This is a genomic window from Armatimonadota bacterium, from assembly GCA_016789105.1.
Classification (GTDB): domain Bacteria; phylum Armatimonadota; class Fimbriimonadia; order Fimbriimonadales; family Fimbriimonadaceae; genus UphvI-Ar2.
Genome location: JAEURN010000008.1, coordinates 354,511 through 371,213 on the forward strand (window position 1 = coordinate 354,511; position 16,703 = coordinate 371,213).

Below are 16,703 nucleotides of genomic sequence, written 5' to 3' on the forward strand. Positions count from 1 at the left end.
CGACGTTTGCGCCCGATCCACCCATTGGAACGAGTGTACCTATCACTTCCAACATGGGCCTTTCGACTGAATCCGATGGGCTCCCCATTTGCCCCCGTTGCAGATCTATGAACGAAAAATGTTTTGATATAAGCATGTTTTGCACCCCAACTTTCTTTTTTATAGGGAGTCGGCAAGCGGGTTCGAATTCCCGGCAACTCTCGGCAAGACGCCAGGGTCCGGATGGCCGTATAGTAGGGATTGCCGCACCGAGTCGGTTTTGCTCTCCCCTTACCGGCCACGGGCGGCCTTTACTTTTCCCGTTCCAAAAAGGCATAGGCGTTGTGGGCATGGATCGACTCCTCGTTTTCCACTTCTATGCTGTACCGGGTGATCCGCGGATCAGAGTCGAACTTGAGGGCGACTTCCCGAACCATATCCTCCACAAACCGGGGGTTTTCGTAGGCGGTTTCGGTCACAAACTTTTCATCGGGGCGCTTGAGCACCGGGTACAGGGCGCATGATGCCGATGACTCGATCATCTCGATGACTTCTTCAAGCCAAACATGGCCGTTAGAATTGAGCCGGACAGAAACCCACCCCCGCTGGTTGTGCGCCCCATATTGGCTGATTTCTTTGCTGCAGGGGCAAAGGGTGGCCACCGGAACCTTCAAAAACATCTCGACTTGGTAGGTGCCGTTGATTTGCGCGTTGAACCCGCAGTCGAACTGCATCATTCCCGTCTTGCCGGTCACCGGCGCCGCCTTTTCCATAAAGAACGGGAATTCCACGACGACATGAGCTTTTTGTGCCTTCAGGCGGTCTCGCATCTTCTCGAGCAACCGGGGCAGGGCTTCCACGCTGACCTCTTTGCCGTGCTCGTTCAAGACTTCCAAAAACCGGCTCATGTGGGTGCCTTTGAACTCGCTTGGCAGATCCACGGTCAGGGTGAACTCGCCGATTGTGTGCTGCCACTCATTTGCGCGATCCAGCACCGCAATCGGAAACTTGACTTTGCGCACCCCGACCCGGTCGATTGCGATGTTTCGTTTGTCCGGAGTTTTTTGGATGTCGGGGAGGTCTTGCGATTGAATGTGATCCATCGGATTTGTCGTGCCACCCATTGTAATGCCCCAAAGGCCGGTGACCCGCAGTCTTGCCTACGCCGGCAATGCACCAGGGGTTAGCCTGCCATGTGACCAAAGCCTGGGCGCCCGCAAAAGATTCCCGGCGGGAGGGCGGATTGCCCGGCCACACCCTAGACTGTCAGCCCGCTAAAGGAAGATTCGAGAACCGAGAGCGTGTGGGCAACCCGGATCGCCGAACCGTTCTCCCGGGCGGCCTGGGCTATCCACGACTGGCAACCCGGGTTGCCCATGGCCACAATCTGGGCTCCTGTCGCGGCGATGTTGGCCCATTTCCGGTCCAGAAGCCGCCGGGCGTATTGAGGGTGGAAGACATTGTATGTCCCGGCCGAGCCACAACACAGGTCGGCTTCGGCCAAGGGTGCCAACTCGACCCCCGGGATGGAAGCCAACAGGGTTTTCGGTTCTGCGCTTACCTTTTGGCCGTGGACGAGGTGGCAGGCCTCGTGGTAGGCGATGCGCATGCCGGGGAGTCCGGGGCTTTCGGCTAAGATGGGGGCCAGCCCGTTGGCCAGTAGGAATTCCGTGGCATCCCAAGTGCGGGCGGCCAACCCTTCAAGCCCTTTACCGACCACCGTCCCGTATCCTTTGATGGTGCTTCCGCAGCCGGCGGAATCGACAAGCAGCGGCAGTTCGTCGGGGAAAGCCTCCCCAAGTGCTTGGGCGCGGGATTCGGCTTCATCCAAAAACCCTGAATGGGCGTGCAAGGCCCCGCAGCACCCTTGCCGCACCTCGCGGACAGTGAACCCGATGCGCCGGAGGAGCCGCCGCAACGCTTGATGCACATCCGGGTAGAGGACGCGCATCACACATCCTTCCAACAGGTAAACCTCCCCAACCACCGGTGGCAGAGAACCAGAGGGCAAGAGGGGGAACTCGGCCGGATCCGGCAATCGGGGAATCTCGGCTTCCGGCAATGATCCCGTGAGCATCCGGGAAACCACACCCGGGAGGCGTCCCCCTGGGATCAGTCCGCCCAGGGCGAACTGGGCCCGGGCGGCCGCAGGGTTCGTCAAAGAGGCCAAAAAGGGTTCTTCCAACCACCGTTGCCTGGGCATCGCCGCCCGAGCGAGTTCGATGATCTCGCCATATTGGACTCCGGAAGGACAAGCCGTTTCGCATCCCCGGCAACCAAGGCAGGTGTCCAACGCCGAACGCGTCGTGTCATCCCAAACCCCGGATTCTTCCGCTTGACGGGCCAGCGAGATGCGGCCACGTGGGGATTGGCTCTCGTCGCCCGTCAGCTGGAAAGTCGGGCAAGACTCGATGCAGAAGCCGCACCGGATGCACCGTGCCGCGAGTTCCGTCAGCTTGGACATTGCCAGCAGTCTACAGCTTTGCCGACCGGATCAAAGACTTGATGAAATCCAAAAGCTCTTTGGCGGGCTCCCCGCCCGCCTCGGCATGCCGGGCCAACGAGATCCCGTGGGGGCCTTTGCACTCCACCATCTGCGGGTAGCGGGTGAGCATAGGGCGCACCACATCTGTGTGGCCGAGCATCGTGTGAACAAAAAGGTCTGTCCGGGCGCCTTTTTCAATTAAGAATTGCGCGATGTCCCGATGCCCCATGTGCCCCGCGCCACCAATCGCCGATTCAAAATCTCCCGCCCGCCAATCAATGGTTGCGTTCAAGAGGGCCGGGGTTTCTTCCAACAGCGGCTTGACGGCATCCAGCGACTTGTGGGCGGCAATGACAAAGTCCCGCACCAAATCCGGGTTGAGGGGCGGCGGCACCGGTTTATCTTGCGCGATGGACAGAACCGGGAGGGAAGTCAGTGATGTCGCGGCGGCGGTAGCCAGCAATTCGCGGCGGGATATCGGCATATATCTAGTCTATGGGTTTCTGGTGCCGGATGTTCCAGATATTGGAAAAGGCCGGCGGAATCCGCCGACCCTTTGATGTGGAGGCAAGAACGCCCGACTGGTTAGTGGTTTCCAGACGTTTTAGGGGCTGTCGCCTTGGGCTTAGCCGTAGACTTCGGTTTAGCCGTGGATGTGGGCTTAGCCGATGTCTTGGGTTTGGTTGTGGACGCGGGCTTGGCGGTACCCGGCTTCTTTGTAGAGACGAACCTTCCGGTTTTCGGATCCCGCGCCGGGGTCCGACGGGTCGACTTTTTGGAAGTTGATTTGGATGTTGATTTGCCCTTGGAGGTCGCAGCAGGTTTTTTGGCCGAAGCCGGTTTGTTTGTTGCCGCGGGTTTGCCCTTGCCCGCTTGGGATGGGCTGGCGGCCGGCTTTTTGGTTGTGGAACTGGCCGTGCCCTTGGAGGGGGATGTCGTGCCCTTCGGCTGGGTTTGGGCCGCAGCGAAAGACATCAGCGCCAAACCGGCGGCCAGGGTTGCCCAAAAGTGTTTGTTCATGAGTTTCTTCCTAGAGATGCGGCCTCTTGCCTGCCGGCAATTTCCGCAATGCTCAAAACGGCACAACATAATGCAATATTATCGCAGTTCCAAGTTATTGCAAATTTATATAAAAAAGATCGCCATGGCGGAGATCCCGGCTTGTCGGGCCGGCAGGAAACCCCTTGGTACACTCGGGAGGTTGACAAGCATGGCCCCGTAGCTCAGTGGATAGAGCAACGGCCTTCTAAGCCGTTGGCCGCGCGTTCGAATCGCGCCGGGGTCGCCAATTTCACCTCCCAAGTGGAGTTTGCGCATCCTTGACCGCTTTGGTGCGCTCAATGGCTTCCCGGGCAAGTTGTTCGCTGCCATAGATTTCGGCCAATTTCTGCTGGTGGGCCGGGCTCACTTTGTCCCAGATGCCACCTGATTCCTCCATCGCATCCGTTAGTGTGTCGGCGCCGACTTCGGCAGCAGATCCCTTATCCAGCCCCGGTTCGGGCTGGCAACCGGCCAGCCCGAGGGCAAACAGAATCATGAGGGCAAGGCGGGCAGCCATCGCCTCAGTTGGGTTGGACGACAAAGTACTTGGGATCCAGAAATGCGCCTTTGAAGAGCGCGGCTGGCCGGAAAAATTTGGCGCTCGAATCAGCCCGGCCAAAATTGTTCCCGTTGGCAAACTGCTGCCAGGCCCGTTTTGCGCTGGCGTTGGCCGTGCCGTAATAGTTCCCTTGAGCCCATGAAAGGGCATCGAGGCCATTCCAGAACTCAAAGTAGTTGTTCCAATAGATCTCCGTGTTGGGGGCGGCTGCCCCATAAGCCGATTCGATGTCCTCGGCTCCGTTCAAGACGACGAACAAGTCTGAAACTTGGTCGATGGCCGTTTGGGACGAAGAGATGTTTTCAACGCTCCCCACATTGTTGGTGAATCCAAACGGGCCCTGGACTTCCTTGCCGGATGGCCAGGTGGGGCCGAACATCAACTGCCCGTTAGGGGTGGCACTCGTTCGAAAGAGGCTGTTGACAAAGTAGCTGCGGCTGGGGGCCGATGTTTCCCCATTGGGCAGGGCACCGGCGGAAATGGCCACAGTCGATTGTGATCGGGAAGGGCTGGACAAGATCTGCCGGTTTTTGATGTACGGCCCGGTCACGGCCCGGTTGCTCCACATCCAATAGGAGCCGGTTTGGGAGTTCCACCAGCACACTTGAGGGTAAGTGTCGTCGTAATCGGCCAGATAGATCATCACGCCCGTGCCGATCTGCTTGATGTTGCTGAGGTCGGCGGTCTTCTTTGCCGCGACTTTTGCCTGCGCAAAAACCGGGAACAGGATGGCGGCGAGGATGGCGATGATGGCGATGACTACCAGGAGCTCGATGAGGGTGAAGGCGCGGACGCGGTTTGGATAGGCCATGCCCTTGTTCTATCTTGAATGGCCTTGGGTTCCGCCAATTTTCGTTGGTAGAAGGTCACCATTGATGGTCTCAGATCAGCAAGAGCCACAAAAAAACGGCGGCCCCCCGCCTGGTGCAAAGGGGCCAACCGTGTCCAAGGGTGGAAGGGAACCTAGTAGGGGACGGCTCCGTCCAAGTACCAGTAGGTCCAGGAACCGGCCGCATCGCCGCGCCGCACAAAGAGGTTTTGGTACCACTTGATGGCCCCTTTCTTGATCGCCTTCGCGTGGCCGTCCATGAACGTCATGGGGGCGGTTTGCGCAAACCGGTAGCGGGCGTGGGCGGCGCATTCCCAGTTGCCGTTGGTTGTCGCATTGCAATCCGTATCGAACCGAGGATCGTAAACCGTAGTTCCCGGAGTGTAAACATCCACCCCGTCGCGGGTGATCGTCGCTTCGTTACCCGGGGTCGTCGCGATGGAACCAATCCACATTTGTTGCCACGGGTGGAACCAAGGATAGGCCCAAGTGACGTTGGCGCCCTTTTCCATCATCATGACTTTGTCAGCCGGGTTGTCCAGCTGGGTTTGGCTCAATGAAGGCTTCACCTGGGCGGCGGGGTACCAGCTCTGGTCCGAGTTGTAGTTGGAGGCGAAGATCGACAGGTGGAGGCCGTAGCTCATCCCGCCGACTTGCGCCTGCTCCCAATCGGCCGGGTTCGCAGAAGCGTTTTGCGGAAAAGACGGCGACCGCCAAATCCCATCAACCCCCGCGCTTTGAACAACACCAGAGACGGGGTTCAGGTAAGTGCGGCCGTTTTTGATGTACGGGTTGCAGGTGGCGTACCACAAAATCTGGGTGTCGCCATGACCATATTCGCTCATCGCGTTCAGGTCGTCGTAGTCGGTGGCATAGATCATGACTCCCGTCGCGATCTGCTTGACGTTGGAGAGGGACTGGGTTTTCTTGGCCGCGACCTTTGCTTGCGCAAAAACCGGGAACAAGATGGCAGCCAAGATGGCGATGATGGCGATAACCACCAGCAGTTCGATGAGTGTGAAGGCTCGTTTCATAGCAGTTCTCTACTTCGAGGATTGATTTTTCAGGCAGTGAAAATGGATGGCCGTACTGGGCCGGTCGAGGCGCGGACATCGAGCTCCATCGGGAACTCGACATCTTTGACGGGGTTGTCGTGGTTGAGCCGATCCAGTAGGAGCTGGACGGCAGTACCGGCCATCTGGCGGATAGGCTGGTGGATGCAAGTCAAAGGCGGGACGGTCATCTCGGCGAACGGGGTGGAGTCGAACCCCATGACGCTGTAGCGGTCCGGCACCGGGACGCCGCAGTCGCGGCAACGGGAGAGGATGGCCGCTGCCGAGCGCTCGTTCCAGGCGATGATCGCAGTGTGCGGGGGCCTTTCGGCGTGCCATTGATCAAAATCAGCCATGTCGCGGCCCCAAACCTGGATGTCTTCGGCAGAAACCGCAAGTCCCTGCTCCTTGCAGCCGGCCAGGAACCCTTCCAACCGCGCCTCAGCGTCAGGAACGTCTTCTTCGAATTGTTCGAGGACGAACAAGATTTTCTCGTGCCCAAACGAAGCCAGGTGCTCCACGGCCAGTTTTGCCCCCCCGACGTTGTCGGAAGAGACATAGGCCGCTGCTTCATGCCCCTTCGAAGGCCGCGCATGGAGGGCGATGAAAGGAATATTTGAATGCTTCAAGATCTTGAGGACATCGGGCGATTGGGGCAATTTGCACCAAATGACGCCATCCAAGGTTCCGTTGCCCAAGGAATTGAGCGGGGCTTCGCGGTCAACCTCCGGCAAGATCGTCAGGCGGTATTTGTTCTTGAAGAGTTCTTGGGCGACCCCATCCAGCAATTCGACATAAAACATGCCGTCGGTGATGGCGCCAAAGTTTTCAAAGACCAACCCAATATTCTGGGTTCGGTTGGTGCGCAACGAACTGGCGAGCCCGTTTGGCACGTAATGGAGATCCTCGGCTACCTTTTGGATCAAAAGCGCCTTATCGGCAGAAATCCTAATGTTGGGGTTCTTGCGGTTGAGCACGCTCGAAGCAGCCGTGACCGAGACGCCGGCTTTCGCGGCGACTTGCTTTAGGGTCACGGTTTCGGGCAGGCGGTTTTTCAACGTCCCTCCGGGCCCCCCGGCTGGCCAGTGTTGGCCGGAGCCGCACTGTTGCCGCCCAAGTGGGCCTTCATCTGGTCTTTCTGGGCTTGGGGGATGTTCAACTTATCGATCTCAGCGGCCCGGCGAGTGTTGGATTCTTGAATCTCAGCTGGCTTCACCGTGCGGCTGACCTCCGAGTTGTCGCATCCGCCCAATAGCGCGAAGATGGAAACGGCAACCAAACAGCCGAATGCGATTTGAACTGGACTCTTCATCTCTTTGATTATGATACAACGTTTTATCATCATTGTGTGCGTCATTTTTGAATATTCACGCCCCGATACTCGGCCCGGGCGAGCCACCCCGGACGGTGGGAAAGGGAGACCACTCCCGCCATCACTTCTTCCGGCCATCCGGGTACCGCGACCTTTTTCACCGTGCGCCAAGAGCGTCCATCAGTGGAAATCTGGCCAATCACGAAATTGGCTTTCCGGGTAAGGCGCAGCCACGCCTTTCCAAACTCCAATTTCCCCACATCCCCAAATCCTTCGGTGCTATCACCGGCGGCTTGACGCACGGCCATTTGGACTTCACCGCTCGGGAACAGGGAGAGGAGCACATGGGGGCTCCCAGGGGCAGTCGTAGACCGGATCATGAGCCCGGCTTTGCTGTACGCTTCAATCCGTTCCAAGCCGGTGACTTCAACCTGGATAGAAAAATCACCGACCACCCGCTGATTCAGAAATACAAAGGCATCTTGCTGTCCCCAAATGTCGGCCCCAGCGCCGTAGACGGCAAACCGATCCTGGCCCAATTCTTCCACCCCGCCTGGTATATCCGTCCCGATTTCATCTAAATTCCAACCGGGAATAACCCCCTTGGGGGCGACGGTTCTGCGCTTTGGCGGTTTGGGCAGCGAAACCGCAGGCGGCGATTTTGCCGTCATGGCCCGACGCAAGGGCTCGTTGACCCTCAGCTCCATCTCACCGAGGGATTTGAAGAACGTCTCGATCGCCGACTTTGAACTGGATTTGATCGAGATCCGGGGCGTTGGGTTTTGGTTAACGACCATCCCCCAAGAGTCTTCCTCCGGCTTGGCATCCGGCTTGTTCAGGCGGTACGCCCACATTGTTGTATGCCATCCATAGCCGGCATGGAGATCAAAATATCTCCGCATCAACGGCCCGCCGCCGGCAGATTTGAAGACAACGTTCATCTCGCCGACCAAAAACGGGCCCTGGAACCGTTTGGCCTCTTCAGCCACGCTTGCGAGGCCTGCGATGTGGTCTGCATGGGTTTCCGGCGACGGGTCGCCACCACCAAACAGCCCGGGATAATAGTGCATTTGGTACCCCACGTTGTGCCACCCGTTTTCAGTGGGAGTGCCATAGAACGAAAAGCCGTCATACGACCCCATGGCAAAAATCAACTTGTCGGGGTCGAATTGACGGATGGCCAAATAGCACGGCGCAAATGCCGCCTTGATTTGGGTGTGCGACCCACCATAGGGCTCATTAAAGACGTCATAGGCGACCACGGCCGGGTTGGACCGGTACCTCTTTGCCAATTCACCCCAGAGCCACGCCAGCCTTTTGGGGTTTTCCGGGTTGTCCCACAGGTGGTTCTGACCCGCATGGCCCGTGTGGTCATACGGCGATTGACCGCCCTGGACGCCATGCATGTCCAAAATCGTGTAAAGGCCCTGCGCAGCGGCCATGTCCACCGCCCGGTCGATCCATTTGAAGGCGTCTTTTCTTAGGTGGTATGGGTTGGAATCGTCCTCGAACAAGCGGTAGTTCATCGGGAGGCGAACCACATTCATCCCAAATGATTTGATAACTTTGAAGTCGCGCGGCCGGATCCAGTTCGACCGGTAGAGATCCATTAGTCGGTTCTTCTCAGATTCACCGAATCGCTTGGCCAAAGTCGCTTCGATCTCGTACTGGTCGCCGATTTGCGATTCCCCTTCCGTCCAGCCTAGCATCCAGGGTTCGATCACGAACCAGTTGCCGAGGTTTGTCCCTTTAAGGAGCACTACATTGCCCGCAGGATTCACCAATTGGCTACCTTGAACTTGCAAAGCCGGCAATTTGGGGAGAGGTGATGCCAAGGCGACCGCCAAACTCAAGGAAGCTAACGCCATTCGGCTATGATACAACGATTTATCATTGGCGTCAACCGCTAAATGGACAGGATTTTGGTCAGCGACTCAAGATGCGGCATGGCTGCCGATGAACCGTCCACGACAAGGTCGGCGTGCTGGCGCGAGGGCCAGATGTATTTCTCAAATCCAGGAACGGCGCACGCCCGGTAATAAGCCAATACCTGCGCCTCCGTCCCCTTTGACGGGCAATCCCGCGCCAAACGCCTCGCCTCGCGGATTTCTGCTGGGCAATCCACAAAAACCGATTGGGTGGCCAGCTCACGCAGTTCAGGGTAGGTCAAGGCGAAGTGCCCTTCTATGATCCGGGGTTCCGGCGTTTTGCGGATGGCTTCCAAAGCCGATTTCAGGTCGATAGTGTCCGGATGGTTGCAGTCGAAAACGGATTCCCCATCGATCTCGATCATGGGGGCGCCAAGTTGGCCCCGCCGGAAAAACGCGTCCAAATGGATCACCGGCCACCCGGTTTCCGCCGATATCGCACGGGCCAACGTGGATTTGCCGGAACACGATCCCCCTCCAATGAGCAGGGTCACCCTTTTAGCCCGCTGGTCGCGATCCCTTGGATGAACTGCTTTTGGGCAAAGAAGAACAGGATGATGATGGGCGCGACCACCATGGTGGAAGCCGCCATTTGGAGATGGATGGGGGCCGAACCGGCCTGGGAACGGAACGCCTGCAAGCCGATGGCCAAGGTCCAGGTGTCTTGGTTTTGCAAATAGAGCAACGGGGCCAAAAAGTCGTTCCACACGAACATGAAACTAAAGAGGGCAACGACGGCAAGGGCCGGTTTGGCCAATGGGGCAACGACTTTGTAGAAAATCCCCCATTCGCTGCAGCCGTCGATTTTGGCCGCTTCTGAGAGTTCAAATGGGATCGTGCGGAAAAATTGGCGGAGCAAAAAGATGTTGAACGCGCCACCAAACCACGCTGGGATCCACAGCGGGCGGAAGGTGCCGACCCACCCGAATTCTTTGAACATGCCGAACAGGGGCACCATCAAAACCGGGAACGGAACCATCATCGTGGCCAGGGTCACGGCAAAGGCAAGGTCGCGGCCGGGCCACTTGAGCCGGGCGAACGAATAGGCCACGATCGCGTTGGAGACCACTGTGCCGCTCACGGCGAGAATCGCGATAAGCAAGGAGTTGCGGGCATAAATCAGCATCGGCGCTTGGCCGTGCATCTGTTCTTGGTTGTAGGTCCAGGCGGTGTTGTAGTTCTCCAACACTATCGGCGAGGGGATCCAGACCGGCGGGAAGGCCGAGGCTTGACGCTCGGTTTTGAGAGAAGTCGAAATCATCCAGATCAACGGGATCAGGAAGATTGCCGAAAGGACGATGAGGACAAGGTGGACGACCGCAACGCTGGTCAGGTTCTGGTGTTTGAGTGATTTCTTGGCCATGGCGTTATGCGGTCTCGTAATGCACCCGGCGGTCCATGAATTTGATGGCGAAATAGGTCAGGGCCATGATGATGAGGAACATCACCCAGCCCATGGCACTGGCATAACCCATCTTGTTGTCGCGGAAAGCGGTGTCATAGATGTACACACTGAAGAAGTAGGTGGTGCGCTCTGGCGCTCCGCCCGGGAACATGATGTAAGGCTGGGCAAAAACCTGCATCGACCCGATGATGCCCATGACGATGTTGAACATCATCACCGGGCTCAACATCGGCAAAGTGATCTTCCACGTTTTTCGCCATGGCGTGGCCCCATCGATATCGGCCGCTTCATAAAGCGATACTGGCACCTGCTGCAATCCGGCCAAGTAGATGACCATCGCGTTGCCGACGCCCCAAATGGCCATCACCACCAACACATACCGGGCCAAGTGGACGTCGCCCAACCAGTTGGGCATCGGGATCGGGGGGATCGAAAGGCCGAATGATTTGTTCAATGTGGCGATCGGGCCAAAGTTGATCTGCCGCGCAAACGAGTTGATGATCCCGTTTTCTCCATTGAAGATCCAAAGCCACAGGATCGACATCGGGACGGCCGGAACCAAGCTGGGAAGGAAGAAGAACGTCCGGTAAAACGCTTGGCCCTTCACCTTTTGGTTCAACAGCAACGCCATGCCGATGGCCGCAACGGTTCCCACCGGAATCGCAACAATGGCATATTGAAACGTATTGATCAAGCTTTTCCAAAAAAGCTCATCTTTCAAAAGGTTTGCATAGTTTTCGACCCCGATCCAGACCGGTGGGGTCAAAATCGTGTACTCAGTGAAGCTGTTGTAAAGCGATGCCAACAGCGGGAAGAGCAGGAAGACGGTAAATCCGATCAGCCAGGGCGAGGCGAACAGAAGCCCGGCCAGCGTTTGGTTGCCCAACTTGCCGCGTTTCATTCGCCGTTGTCCTCGGAGCGGGGTTGGATGCCGAGCGCCCGTTCATGGCGCAGGCAATTGTCGAGAATCGGTTGCATTTTCGTTTGAACGTCGCGCAGGGCTTGTTCGGGGGTTTTGGATCCACTATTGATGCTCTGCACCATCGTATTGATCTCGTCGCTCCATTGCGGCCAGATCGGGGTTTTTGGCGGGGCCAAAGTCGTCCCGGATTTGGAGAGATTCTGGAAGAGTTCGATGTTGGGGTTCGGGTGGTTTTCAAAGAACCCAGGGCTGACTTGCGCCAGGGGTGAATGCTTTTTTTGCCCAAGGCAGAGGAGCTCCATGTTCTCTTGTTGCTGCACGAACTTGATGAATTCGAACGCCTCTTTGGGATGCTTGGCCCCAACCGGGATCACCAAAATGTCCAGGTCCAGCAGGCTGGAATTGGCAAGATCCGGCCGCTTCTCCGGGTAAGGGAACGGCGCCGCACCCCAATCCAAGTCCGGATTGTGCTTTTCAATGAAGTTGGCCATCCACACGCCTTGCAAAACGCAGGCGACTTTGTTATCCATAAAAGCGTTTTGGGCCGAGTTGAACCCCCCGAACCCTTGTTGGAAGGACTGCACCGTCCCCGAACCGTAACGCTTGGCAAAGCTCCCCATCCAGGTGTAGCCCTCGATGTTGTTGGGATCCGTCATCGTGATCCTGTCGGTGCCGTTCCAAAACTTCCCGCCGAAAATCGGGCCCCAAGCCCAGTTCCACCAGCCGGGCTCACTCGGCAAGAAGCCCATGCGCACAATGACCCCGTTTTCCTTTTTGAAGGCCATCTCGTCCAATTTTGTCAGCTCTTCCAGGGTCTTAGGGGGGGAATTAGGATCCCAGCCGGAATCGGCCAAAAGCTTGCGGTTGTAATGGAGCGCGGTTGATGCGGGGGTGGTTGGCAGCGCCCACAGGTGGCCGCGGTATGTGCAGAAATCGTAATACTGGTGGATGTAGTTGTCGCGTTTGATCCCCGCTTCGGCCGCCATTTCGTCCAATGGGATCACCGCATTGTTGTAGGCGTACTGGGCGACGTTGGGCCCGAACAAGCCGGCAATGTCGGGCGGGATCCCTCCGCTGGTGGCCAAAAGGGTTTTGCCGGCCACGTTGGAAACGCTGGAAAACTCGACGAAAATCTTGTCTTGCGACTTGTTGAACTTGTCGACGACTTTGCGCATCGCCTCGGCTTCAAAATCGCTCCACTTTTCCCAATAGGTCACCACAACCCGGCCATCTTTGCGGGGCTCGGGCTTGACCAGGGACTCGCTCAAAACCACAGAACCGACCAGAAGGGCGGCAGCGGCGGCGGTCGCAACGTGGTTCAACAACATCGTCCTGGCTAGATTAGCATGGAGGGGGAGGCAGATGTCACGGCCTGCGGCACGGGGATTGGCTACACTGCCCCCGGATTTTGGGAAATTTGCTCCCCTACGTGCTCGCCGCGCTCGCCGGATTTGCGGCCTCCGCCGTCAATGCGGTCGCCGGGGGCGGAACTCTCATCTCGTTTCCGACCCTCATGGCTCTGGGTTTGCCGACCAAAACCGCCAATGCCACAAACGCCGTGGCCCTCTGGCCGGGCTCAGCCAGCGGAGCCCTGGGATTCCATAAATACTTCGACGAAACCAAGTCCCAACTCAAAACCTTGCTACCGCCGACGATTGCCGGAGCGCTCCTCGGTTCGGCTTTTTTGGTGGCCACCAACGAAAAAACCTTCAAAGTGGTCGTGCCGTTCTTGATCCTGGCGGCAACCCTGCTCCTGGCTTTCCAGGGCCGCATTAAATGGGCCGCAGATCAAAGCGGGTTCAAACTCAAGGCCTGGCAGGTTGCAGGTCTGCAATTCCTGGTTTCCCTTTACGGCGGCTATTTTGGCGCTGGGATGGGCATCATGATGCTCGCCGTTATGTCCCTTTACGAAGGTTTGGATCTGCATCGGCTCAACGTCCTCAAAAACTGGCTGGCCGTGGTCATCAATTTTGGGGCTAGCATCATCCTCCTCAGCCAAAAGCTGGTTGACCTCCCTTTTGCCGCCGCCATGATGGTCGGGGCCTTGTTCGGAGGCTACGCTTCGGCGTTTCTTGCCCAAAAAATCGCCGCCGATAAGCTGCGGTTTGCCGTCGTGCTCTATGGCTTCGTGATGGTCGCGTATCTGTTCTGGGGGCTTTTCCGTGGGGCGTGATTGGGGCGTCGTCATCCCCGCCGGCGGGCTGGTCAAGGATCCTCTGGCGTCGGCCTTGGGAACCCCGCGCAAGGCACTGGCCATGATCGGGGGCGAAGCCTGTCTCTCCCGCACGTTGGATGCAGTCAAACAAGCTGGGTTCAACCGCATCGCCGTGGTGAGCGGAGAAGATGTGAGGCCATATGCCGACGGTGCGGTTTTCGTCCCCGAAGGGTCGGGGCAGATGGAAAACGCCTTGGCCGGGGTGGAAGCCTTGCCAGGGTGCGATTCGATCCTGTTCTTGCCTGCCGACACGCCATTTTTGCATGCTGAAGCCATCCGCCACTTCGTGGACGGCGTGGAACGCCAACTCGCAGGGGGCCAAGGAAAGTGGTTCTCGGCCGGGCTCTGCCCCTACCAAGAGTTCCTCAAGGTTCTCCCAGGGTTCGAGCACCCGCATATCCGCCTTGCCGACGGCGACTACATGAGCGGGGCATTTTTTGCAACGAGCCGGGAAGGGTTTTTGGATGCGGTTGAGCAATTCAAAGGGTTTTCCAAGAGCCGCAAAAGCCAGGTCGGCATGCTCTTGAGGATCGGACTGTGGCCCATGGCCAAATACCTCCTACACCGCATGACTCTGGAAGAGGGGATCCGAGTCCTTTCCAAAGTTTTCAGCGGCACCGGAATTGTCGTCCCAGATTGCGATCCGTGGGCCATGGCCGACATCGACACGGTGGACGAATATCGCCGGCTTGCTACGGAATCTGGCCCAGGCAGCTCAGCGTAGCTACCAACGCGGCGGCGGCTTCCCGGCCTTTGTTGCCCAGTTTGAGCCCGGCCCTCTCCAGGGCTTGCTCTTGAGTTTCGGGGGTCAGGATCCCCCAAGAAACCGGCTTGCCGGTCTCCATCTGCAAGCCCATCAATGCCGAACCGACATCACCAGCCAAAAGCTGGGCATGGGTAGTCGCTCCTTGCAGGATGCACCCAAGGGCCACCACACCGTCGCAATCCCGCAATAGCTTTTTGGCGACCACCGGGATCTCCCAAGTCCCCGGCACTTGAACGACGACGACTTCTGGCCCCCCTGAAGAGGCGAGGGTGGAAAGGCACCCATCGAGCAGGGCATTGGTGACCAACTCATTCCATTGGCTCACCACCACGCCGATCTTTTTGCCCTGGGCGTCTGCTTTGCCGTGGATCCGATCCATCACGGTAAGTATGGGCGATCTGGTCCGGCACAGGAGGGGGCAAAGGGCGGGAAGTACAATCTGCCCCTGGCAAGCCCGATGCTCGAAAAACTCACCGAGATCGAAAAGAAATACGAAGCGGTCCAAGAGCGGCTCATGGATCCCGCCATCGTCGCCGACCCCAAGGAAATGCGGTCGCTGGGCAAAACGCGCGCCGAACTCGAACCCGTCGTCGCCGCCATCCGTGAATACAAATCGGTACTGCTCCAAATCCAAGAAGCTGAAGAACTCCTCAGTGACCCGGAAATGAAAGAGTATGCCCTTGAAGAATTGGCCATCCTCAAGCCGCAGATCCCCGGGCTGGAAGAACGGCTCAAATTCCTTCTCCTGCCCAAAGATCCCAACGACGACAAGGCCGTCATCATCGAAATCCGCCCCGCTGCCGGAGGGGACGAGGCTGGGCTGTTTGCCGCCGAACTGTTCCGCATGTACACCCGGTATGCCGAACGCAACAACTGGAAATACGACGTGATCGAATTCGAGGAAACCGGGATCGGCGGGGCCAGCCGGGTGGTCTTCAGCATCGACAAAGACGGGGCCTACAGTCAACTCAAGCACGAATCCGGCGTCCACCGCGTCCAGCGGGTCCCCGCCACCGAATCTGGCGGGCGCATCCACACCAGCACCGTCACGGTGGCCGTGATGCCCGAAGCCGAAGAAGCAGAAATCGAAGTCGACGAAAAGGATCTGGAAATCTCGACGTTCCGGAGCTCGAGCGCCGGCGGGCAGCACGTCCAAAAAAACGAGACCGCCATCCGCATCATCCACAAGCCGACCGGAGTGGTCGTCACCTGCCAAGACGAAAGGAGCCAACAGCAGAACAAACTCCGGGCCCTTAGTGTGCTCCGGGCAAAACTCTACGAAGCCGAGCAAGATAGGATCGCCAAAGAACGAGGCGAACTCCGCAAAGGGCAAATCGGTTCGGGAGACCGCAGCGAGAAAATCCGGACTTACAACTTTCCCCAAGACCGCCTCACCGACCACCGGATCGGTTTGACTGTCCACTCCCTGCCCTTAGTCATGGATGGGGATATCCAAAAGGTCATCGACGCTTTGGTCCAAGAACACCAAGCCAGATTGCTTGCCGAAACACAAGATTCAGCCCTATGACCAGGTAATTCACACGTGGCTCAACGGCCATTCCGGCGGAACAAACCCGCTTGGTGAAAGGGATGGCAAAGGGCATCATCGCGTTTTTGACACTTGGCGGCTTGGCCGCTTGCAGTTTTGGCCAGGTGACAGGCCTCGTCACGATTCCGACGGCCGATACGATCGGCCCGCGGGAAATCGAATTCGGCCACTCGGTTTCGGGCACCGAGCATGCGGTTTCTAAACAGTACTCCCACAGCGCTTATGTGTTGGCGGGGTTGCACGACCGTTTTGAAATCGCCGGGGCAACCGACTACCTGGGGGGCCAGGCATGGGGATTTAAGTTCGTCCCCATCCGCAGTGCGGACGACAAGTACGCCATCGGAATCGGGGCTCAGAACATCAACGGAGGCCAAAGCGACCTATTCGCCATGGTCCGGGCCAACTTTGGCCCCGCCAACCTGCACGCGGGATGGACACGGGATAGCGACCACCGCGGACTTGTCGGGGTGGATTATTCCGTCGACCGGTGGACTTTGGGACTCGACCATTCTGGCAACGCGGACGGGGCAACCAACTTTGGCGTGTGGTACGACCTGGGCCAAGGATTCACCCTGTTCGGGTCGTTCAGCCGGCCCAATATGTCCAGCGAGCCCGAGGGCCACAGCTTTATGCTGATCTATGGCACCCGGTTCTAGCCGGG

General features: G+C 58.1%; 19 protein-coding genes and 1 tRNA gene. 5 read left to right on the forward strand and 15 right to left on the reverse strand.

The window, feature by feature from the left end:
• Nucleotides 1-290: 290 nt before the first annotated feature.
• The 4 genes from JNM28_10225 to JNM28_10240 form a co-directional block, all read right to left on the reverse strand.
• Nucleotides 291-1,082, reverse strand: a complete 792-nt coding sequence (locus tag JNM28_10225) for a GTP cyclohydrolase I FolE2 (protein MBL8068816.1) — start codon at nt 1,080-1,082, stop codon at nt 291-293.
• Between the two features lie 155 nt (nt 1,083-1,237).
• Nucleotides 1,238-2,443 carry a (Fe-S)-binding protein gene (locus JNM28_10230; protein ID MBL8068817.1) on the reverse strand — a complete coding sequence of 402 codons (1,206 nt, stop codon included), beginning with the start codon at nt 2,441-2,443 and terminating at the stop codon, nt 1,238-1,240.
• A gap of 10 nt (nt 2,444-2,453) precedes the next feature.
• A complete protein-coding gene (locus JNM28_10235) occupies nt 2,454-2,858 on the reverse strand; it encodes an ankyrin repeat domain-containing protein (GenBank protein MBL8068818.1) in 405 nt (134 codons plus the stop codon).
• 267 nt (nt 2,859-3,125) lie between these two features.
• Complete coding sequence (locus JNM28_10240) at nt 3,126-3,470, reverse strand: hypothetical protein (protein ID MBL8068819.1); 345 nt, start codon at nt 3,468-3,470, stop codon at nt 3,126-3,128.
• Between the two features lie 206 nt (nt 3,471-3,676).
• Between JNM28_10240 and JNM28_10245 the strand changes: the two genes are divergently transcribed.
• Nucleotides 3,677-3,752 (forward strand) — tRNA-Arg (locus JNM28_10245).
• A 3-nt stretch (nt 3,753-3,755) separates the two neighbouring features.
• Here JNM28_10245 and JNM28_10250 read toward each other — a convergent pair.
• The 10 genes from JNM28_10250 to JNM28_10295 form a co-directional block, all read right to left on the reverse strand.
• Nucleotides 3,756-4,022, reverse strand: a complete 267-nt coding sequence (locus tag JNM28_10250; GenBank protein MBL8068820.1) for a hypothetical protein — start codon at nt 4,020-4,022, stop codon at nt 3,756-3,758.
• A 4-nt stretch (nt 4,023-4,026) separates the two neighbouring features.
• On the reverse strand, nt 4,027-4,875 hold the full coding sequence (locus JNM28_10255) for a prepilin-type N-terminal cleavage/methylation domain-containing protein (GenBank protein MBL8068821.1): 849 nt from the start codon (nt 4,873-4,875) through the stop codon (nt 4,027-4,029).
• Between the two features lie 152 nt (nt 4,876-5,027).
• Nucleotides 5,028-5,927, reverse strand: a complete 900-nt coding sequence (locus JNM28_10260) for a prepilin-type N-terminal cleavage/methylation domain-containing protein (GenBank protein ID MBL8068822.1) — start codon at nt 5,925-5,927, stop codon at nt 5,028-5,030.
• A gap of 29 nt (nt 5,928-5,956) precedes the next feature.
• Complete coding sequence (locus JNM28_10265; protein MBL8068823.1) at nt 5,957-7,003, reverse strand: LacI family DNA-binding transcriptional regulator; 1,047 nt, start codon at nt 7,001-7,003, stop codon at nt 5,957-5,959.
• Nucleotides 7,000-7,257 (reverse strand): hypothetical protein, encoded by a 258-nt coding sequence (locus JNM28_10270; GenBank protein MBL8068824.1) that lies wholly within the window; start codon nt 7,255-7,257, stop codon nt 7,000-7,002. Before JNM28_10270 ends, JNM28_10265 begins: the two co-directional genes overlap by 4 nt.
• 41 nt (nt 7,258-7,298) lie before the next feature.
• On the reverse strand, nt 7,299-9,125 hold the full coding sequence (locus tag JNM28_10275) for a cellulase family glycosylhydrolase (GenBank protein MBL8068825.1): 1,827 nt from the start codon (nt 9,123-9,125) through the stop codon (nt 7,299-7,301).
• Between the two features lie 38 nt (nt 9,126-9,163).
• Nucleotides 9,164-9,679, reverse strand: coding sequence for an AAA family ATPase (locus JNM28_10280; protein ID MBL8068826.1), 516 nt, complete (start codon nt 9,677-9,679; stop codon nt 9,164-9,166).
• Entirely contained in the window at nt 9,676-10,548 is an 873-nt protein-coding gene (locus JNM28_10285) for a carbohydrate ABC transporter permease (protein ID MBL8068827.1), read from the reverse strand. The genes JNM28_10280 and JNM28_10285 overlap by 4 nt, the downstream gene beginning before the upstream one ends.
• 4 nt (nt 10,549-10,552) lie before the next feature.
• A complete protein-coding gene (locus JNM28_10290; protein MBL8068828.1) occupies nt 10,553-11,491 on the reverse strand; it encodes a sugar ABC transporter permease in 939 nt (312 codons plus the stop codon).
• Complete coding sequence (locus JNM28_10295) at nt 11,488-12,840, reverse strand: ABC transporter substrate-binding protein (GenBank protein ID MBL8068829.1); 1,353 nt, start codon at nt 12,838-12,840, stop codon at nt 11,488-11,490. The genes JNM28_10290 and JNM28_10295 overlap by 4 nt, the downstream gene beginning before the upstream one ends.
• A gap of 80 nt (nt 12,841-12,920) precedes the next feature.
• Between JNM28_10295 and JNM28_10300 the strand changes: the two genes are divergently transcribed.
• The gene (locus tag JNM28_10300) at nt 12,921-13,685 is read left to right on the forward strand and encodes a sulfite exporter TauE/SafE family protein (protein ID MBL8068830.1); all 765 of its coding nucleotides are present in this window, start codon (nt 12,921-12,923) and stop codon (nt 13,683-13,685) included.
• Nucleotides 13,675-14,451: a nucleotidyltransferase family protein gene (locus JNM28_10305; GenBank protein MBL8068831.1), complete on the forward strand. Its 777-nt coding sequence runs from the start codon at nt 13,675-13,677 to the stop codon at nt 14,449-14,451. The genes JNM28_10300 and JNM28_10305 overlap by 11 nt, the downstream gene beginning before the upstream one ends.
• On the opposite strand, the gene ribH is transcribed toward JNM28_10305, so the two are convergent.
• Nucleotides 14,420-14,872, reverse strand: a complete 453-nt coding sequence (gene ribH / locus JNM28_10310; GenBank protein MBL8068832.1) for a 6,7-dimethyl-8-ribityllumazine synthase — start codon at nt 14,870-14,872, stop codon at nt 14,420-14,422. The two genes, JNM28_10305 and ribH, sit on opposite strands and share 32 nt — an antisense overlap.
• 78 nt (nt 14,873-14,950) lie before the next feature.
• Here ribH and prfA point away from each other — a divergent pair, with 78 nt between their 5' ends.
• Nucleotides 14,951-16,021: a peptide chain release factor 1 gene (prfA, locus tag JNM28_10315; protein MBL8068833.1), complete on the forward strand. Its 1,071-nt coding sequence runs from the start codon at nt 14,951-14,953 to the stop codon at nt 16,019-16,021.
• Nucleotides 16,022-16,083: 62 nt separating this feature from the next.
• Nucleotides 16,084-16,698, forward strand: a complete 615-nt coding sequence (locus tag JNM28_10320) for a hypothetical protein (protein MBL8068834.1) — start codon at nt 16,084-16,086, stop codon at nt 16,696-16,698.
• Nucleotides 16,699-16,703: the final 5 nt, after the last annotated feature.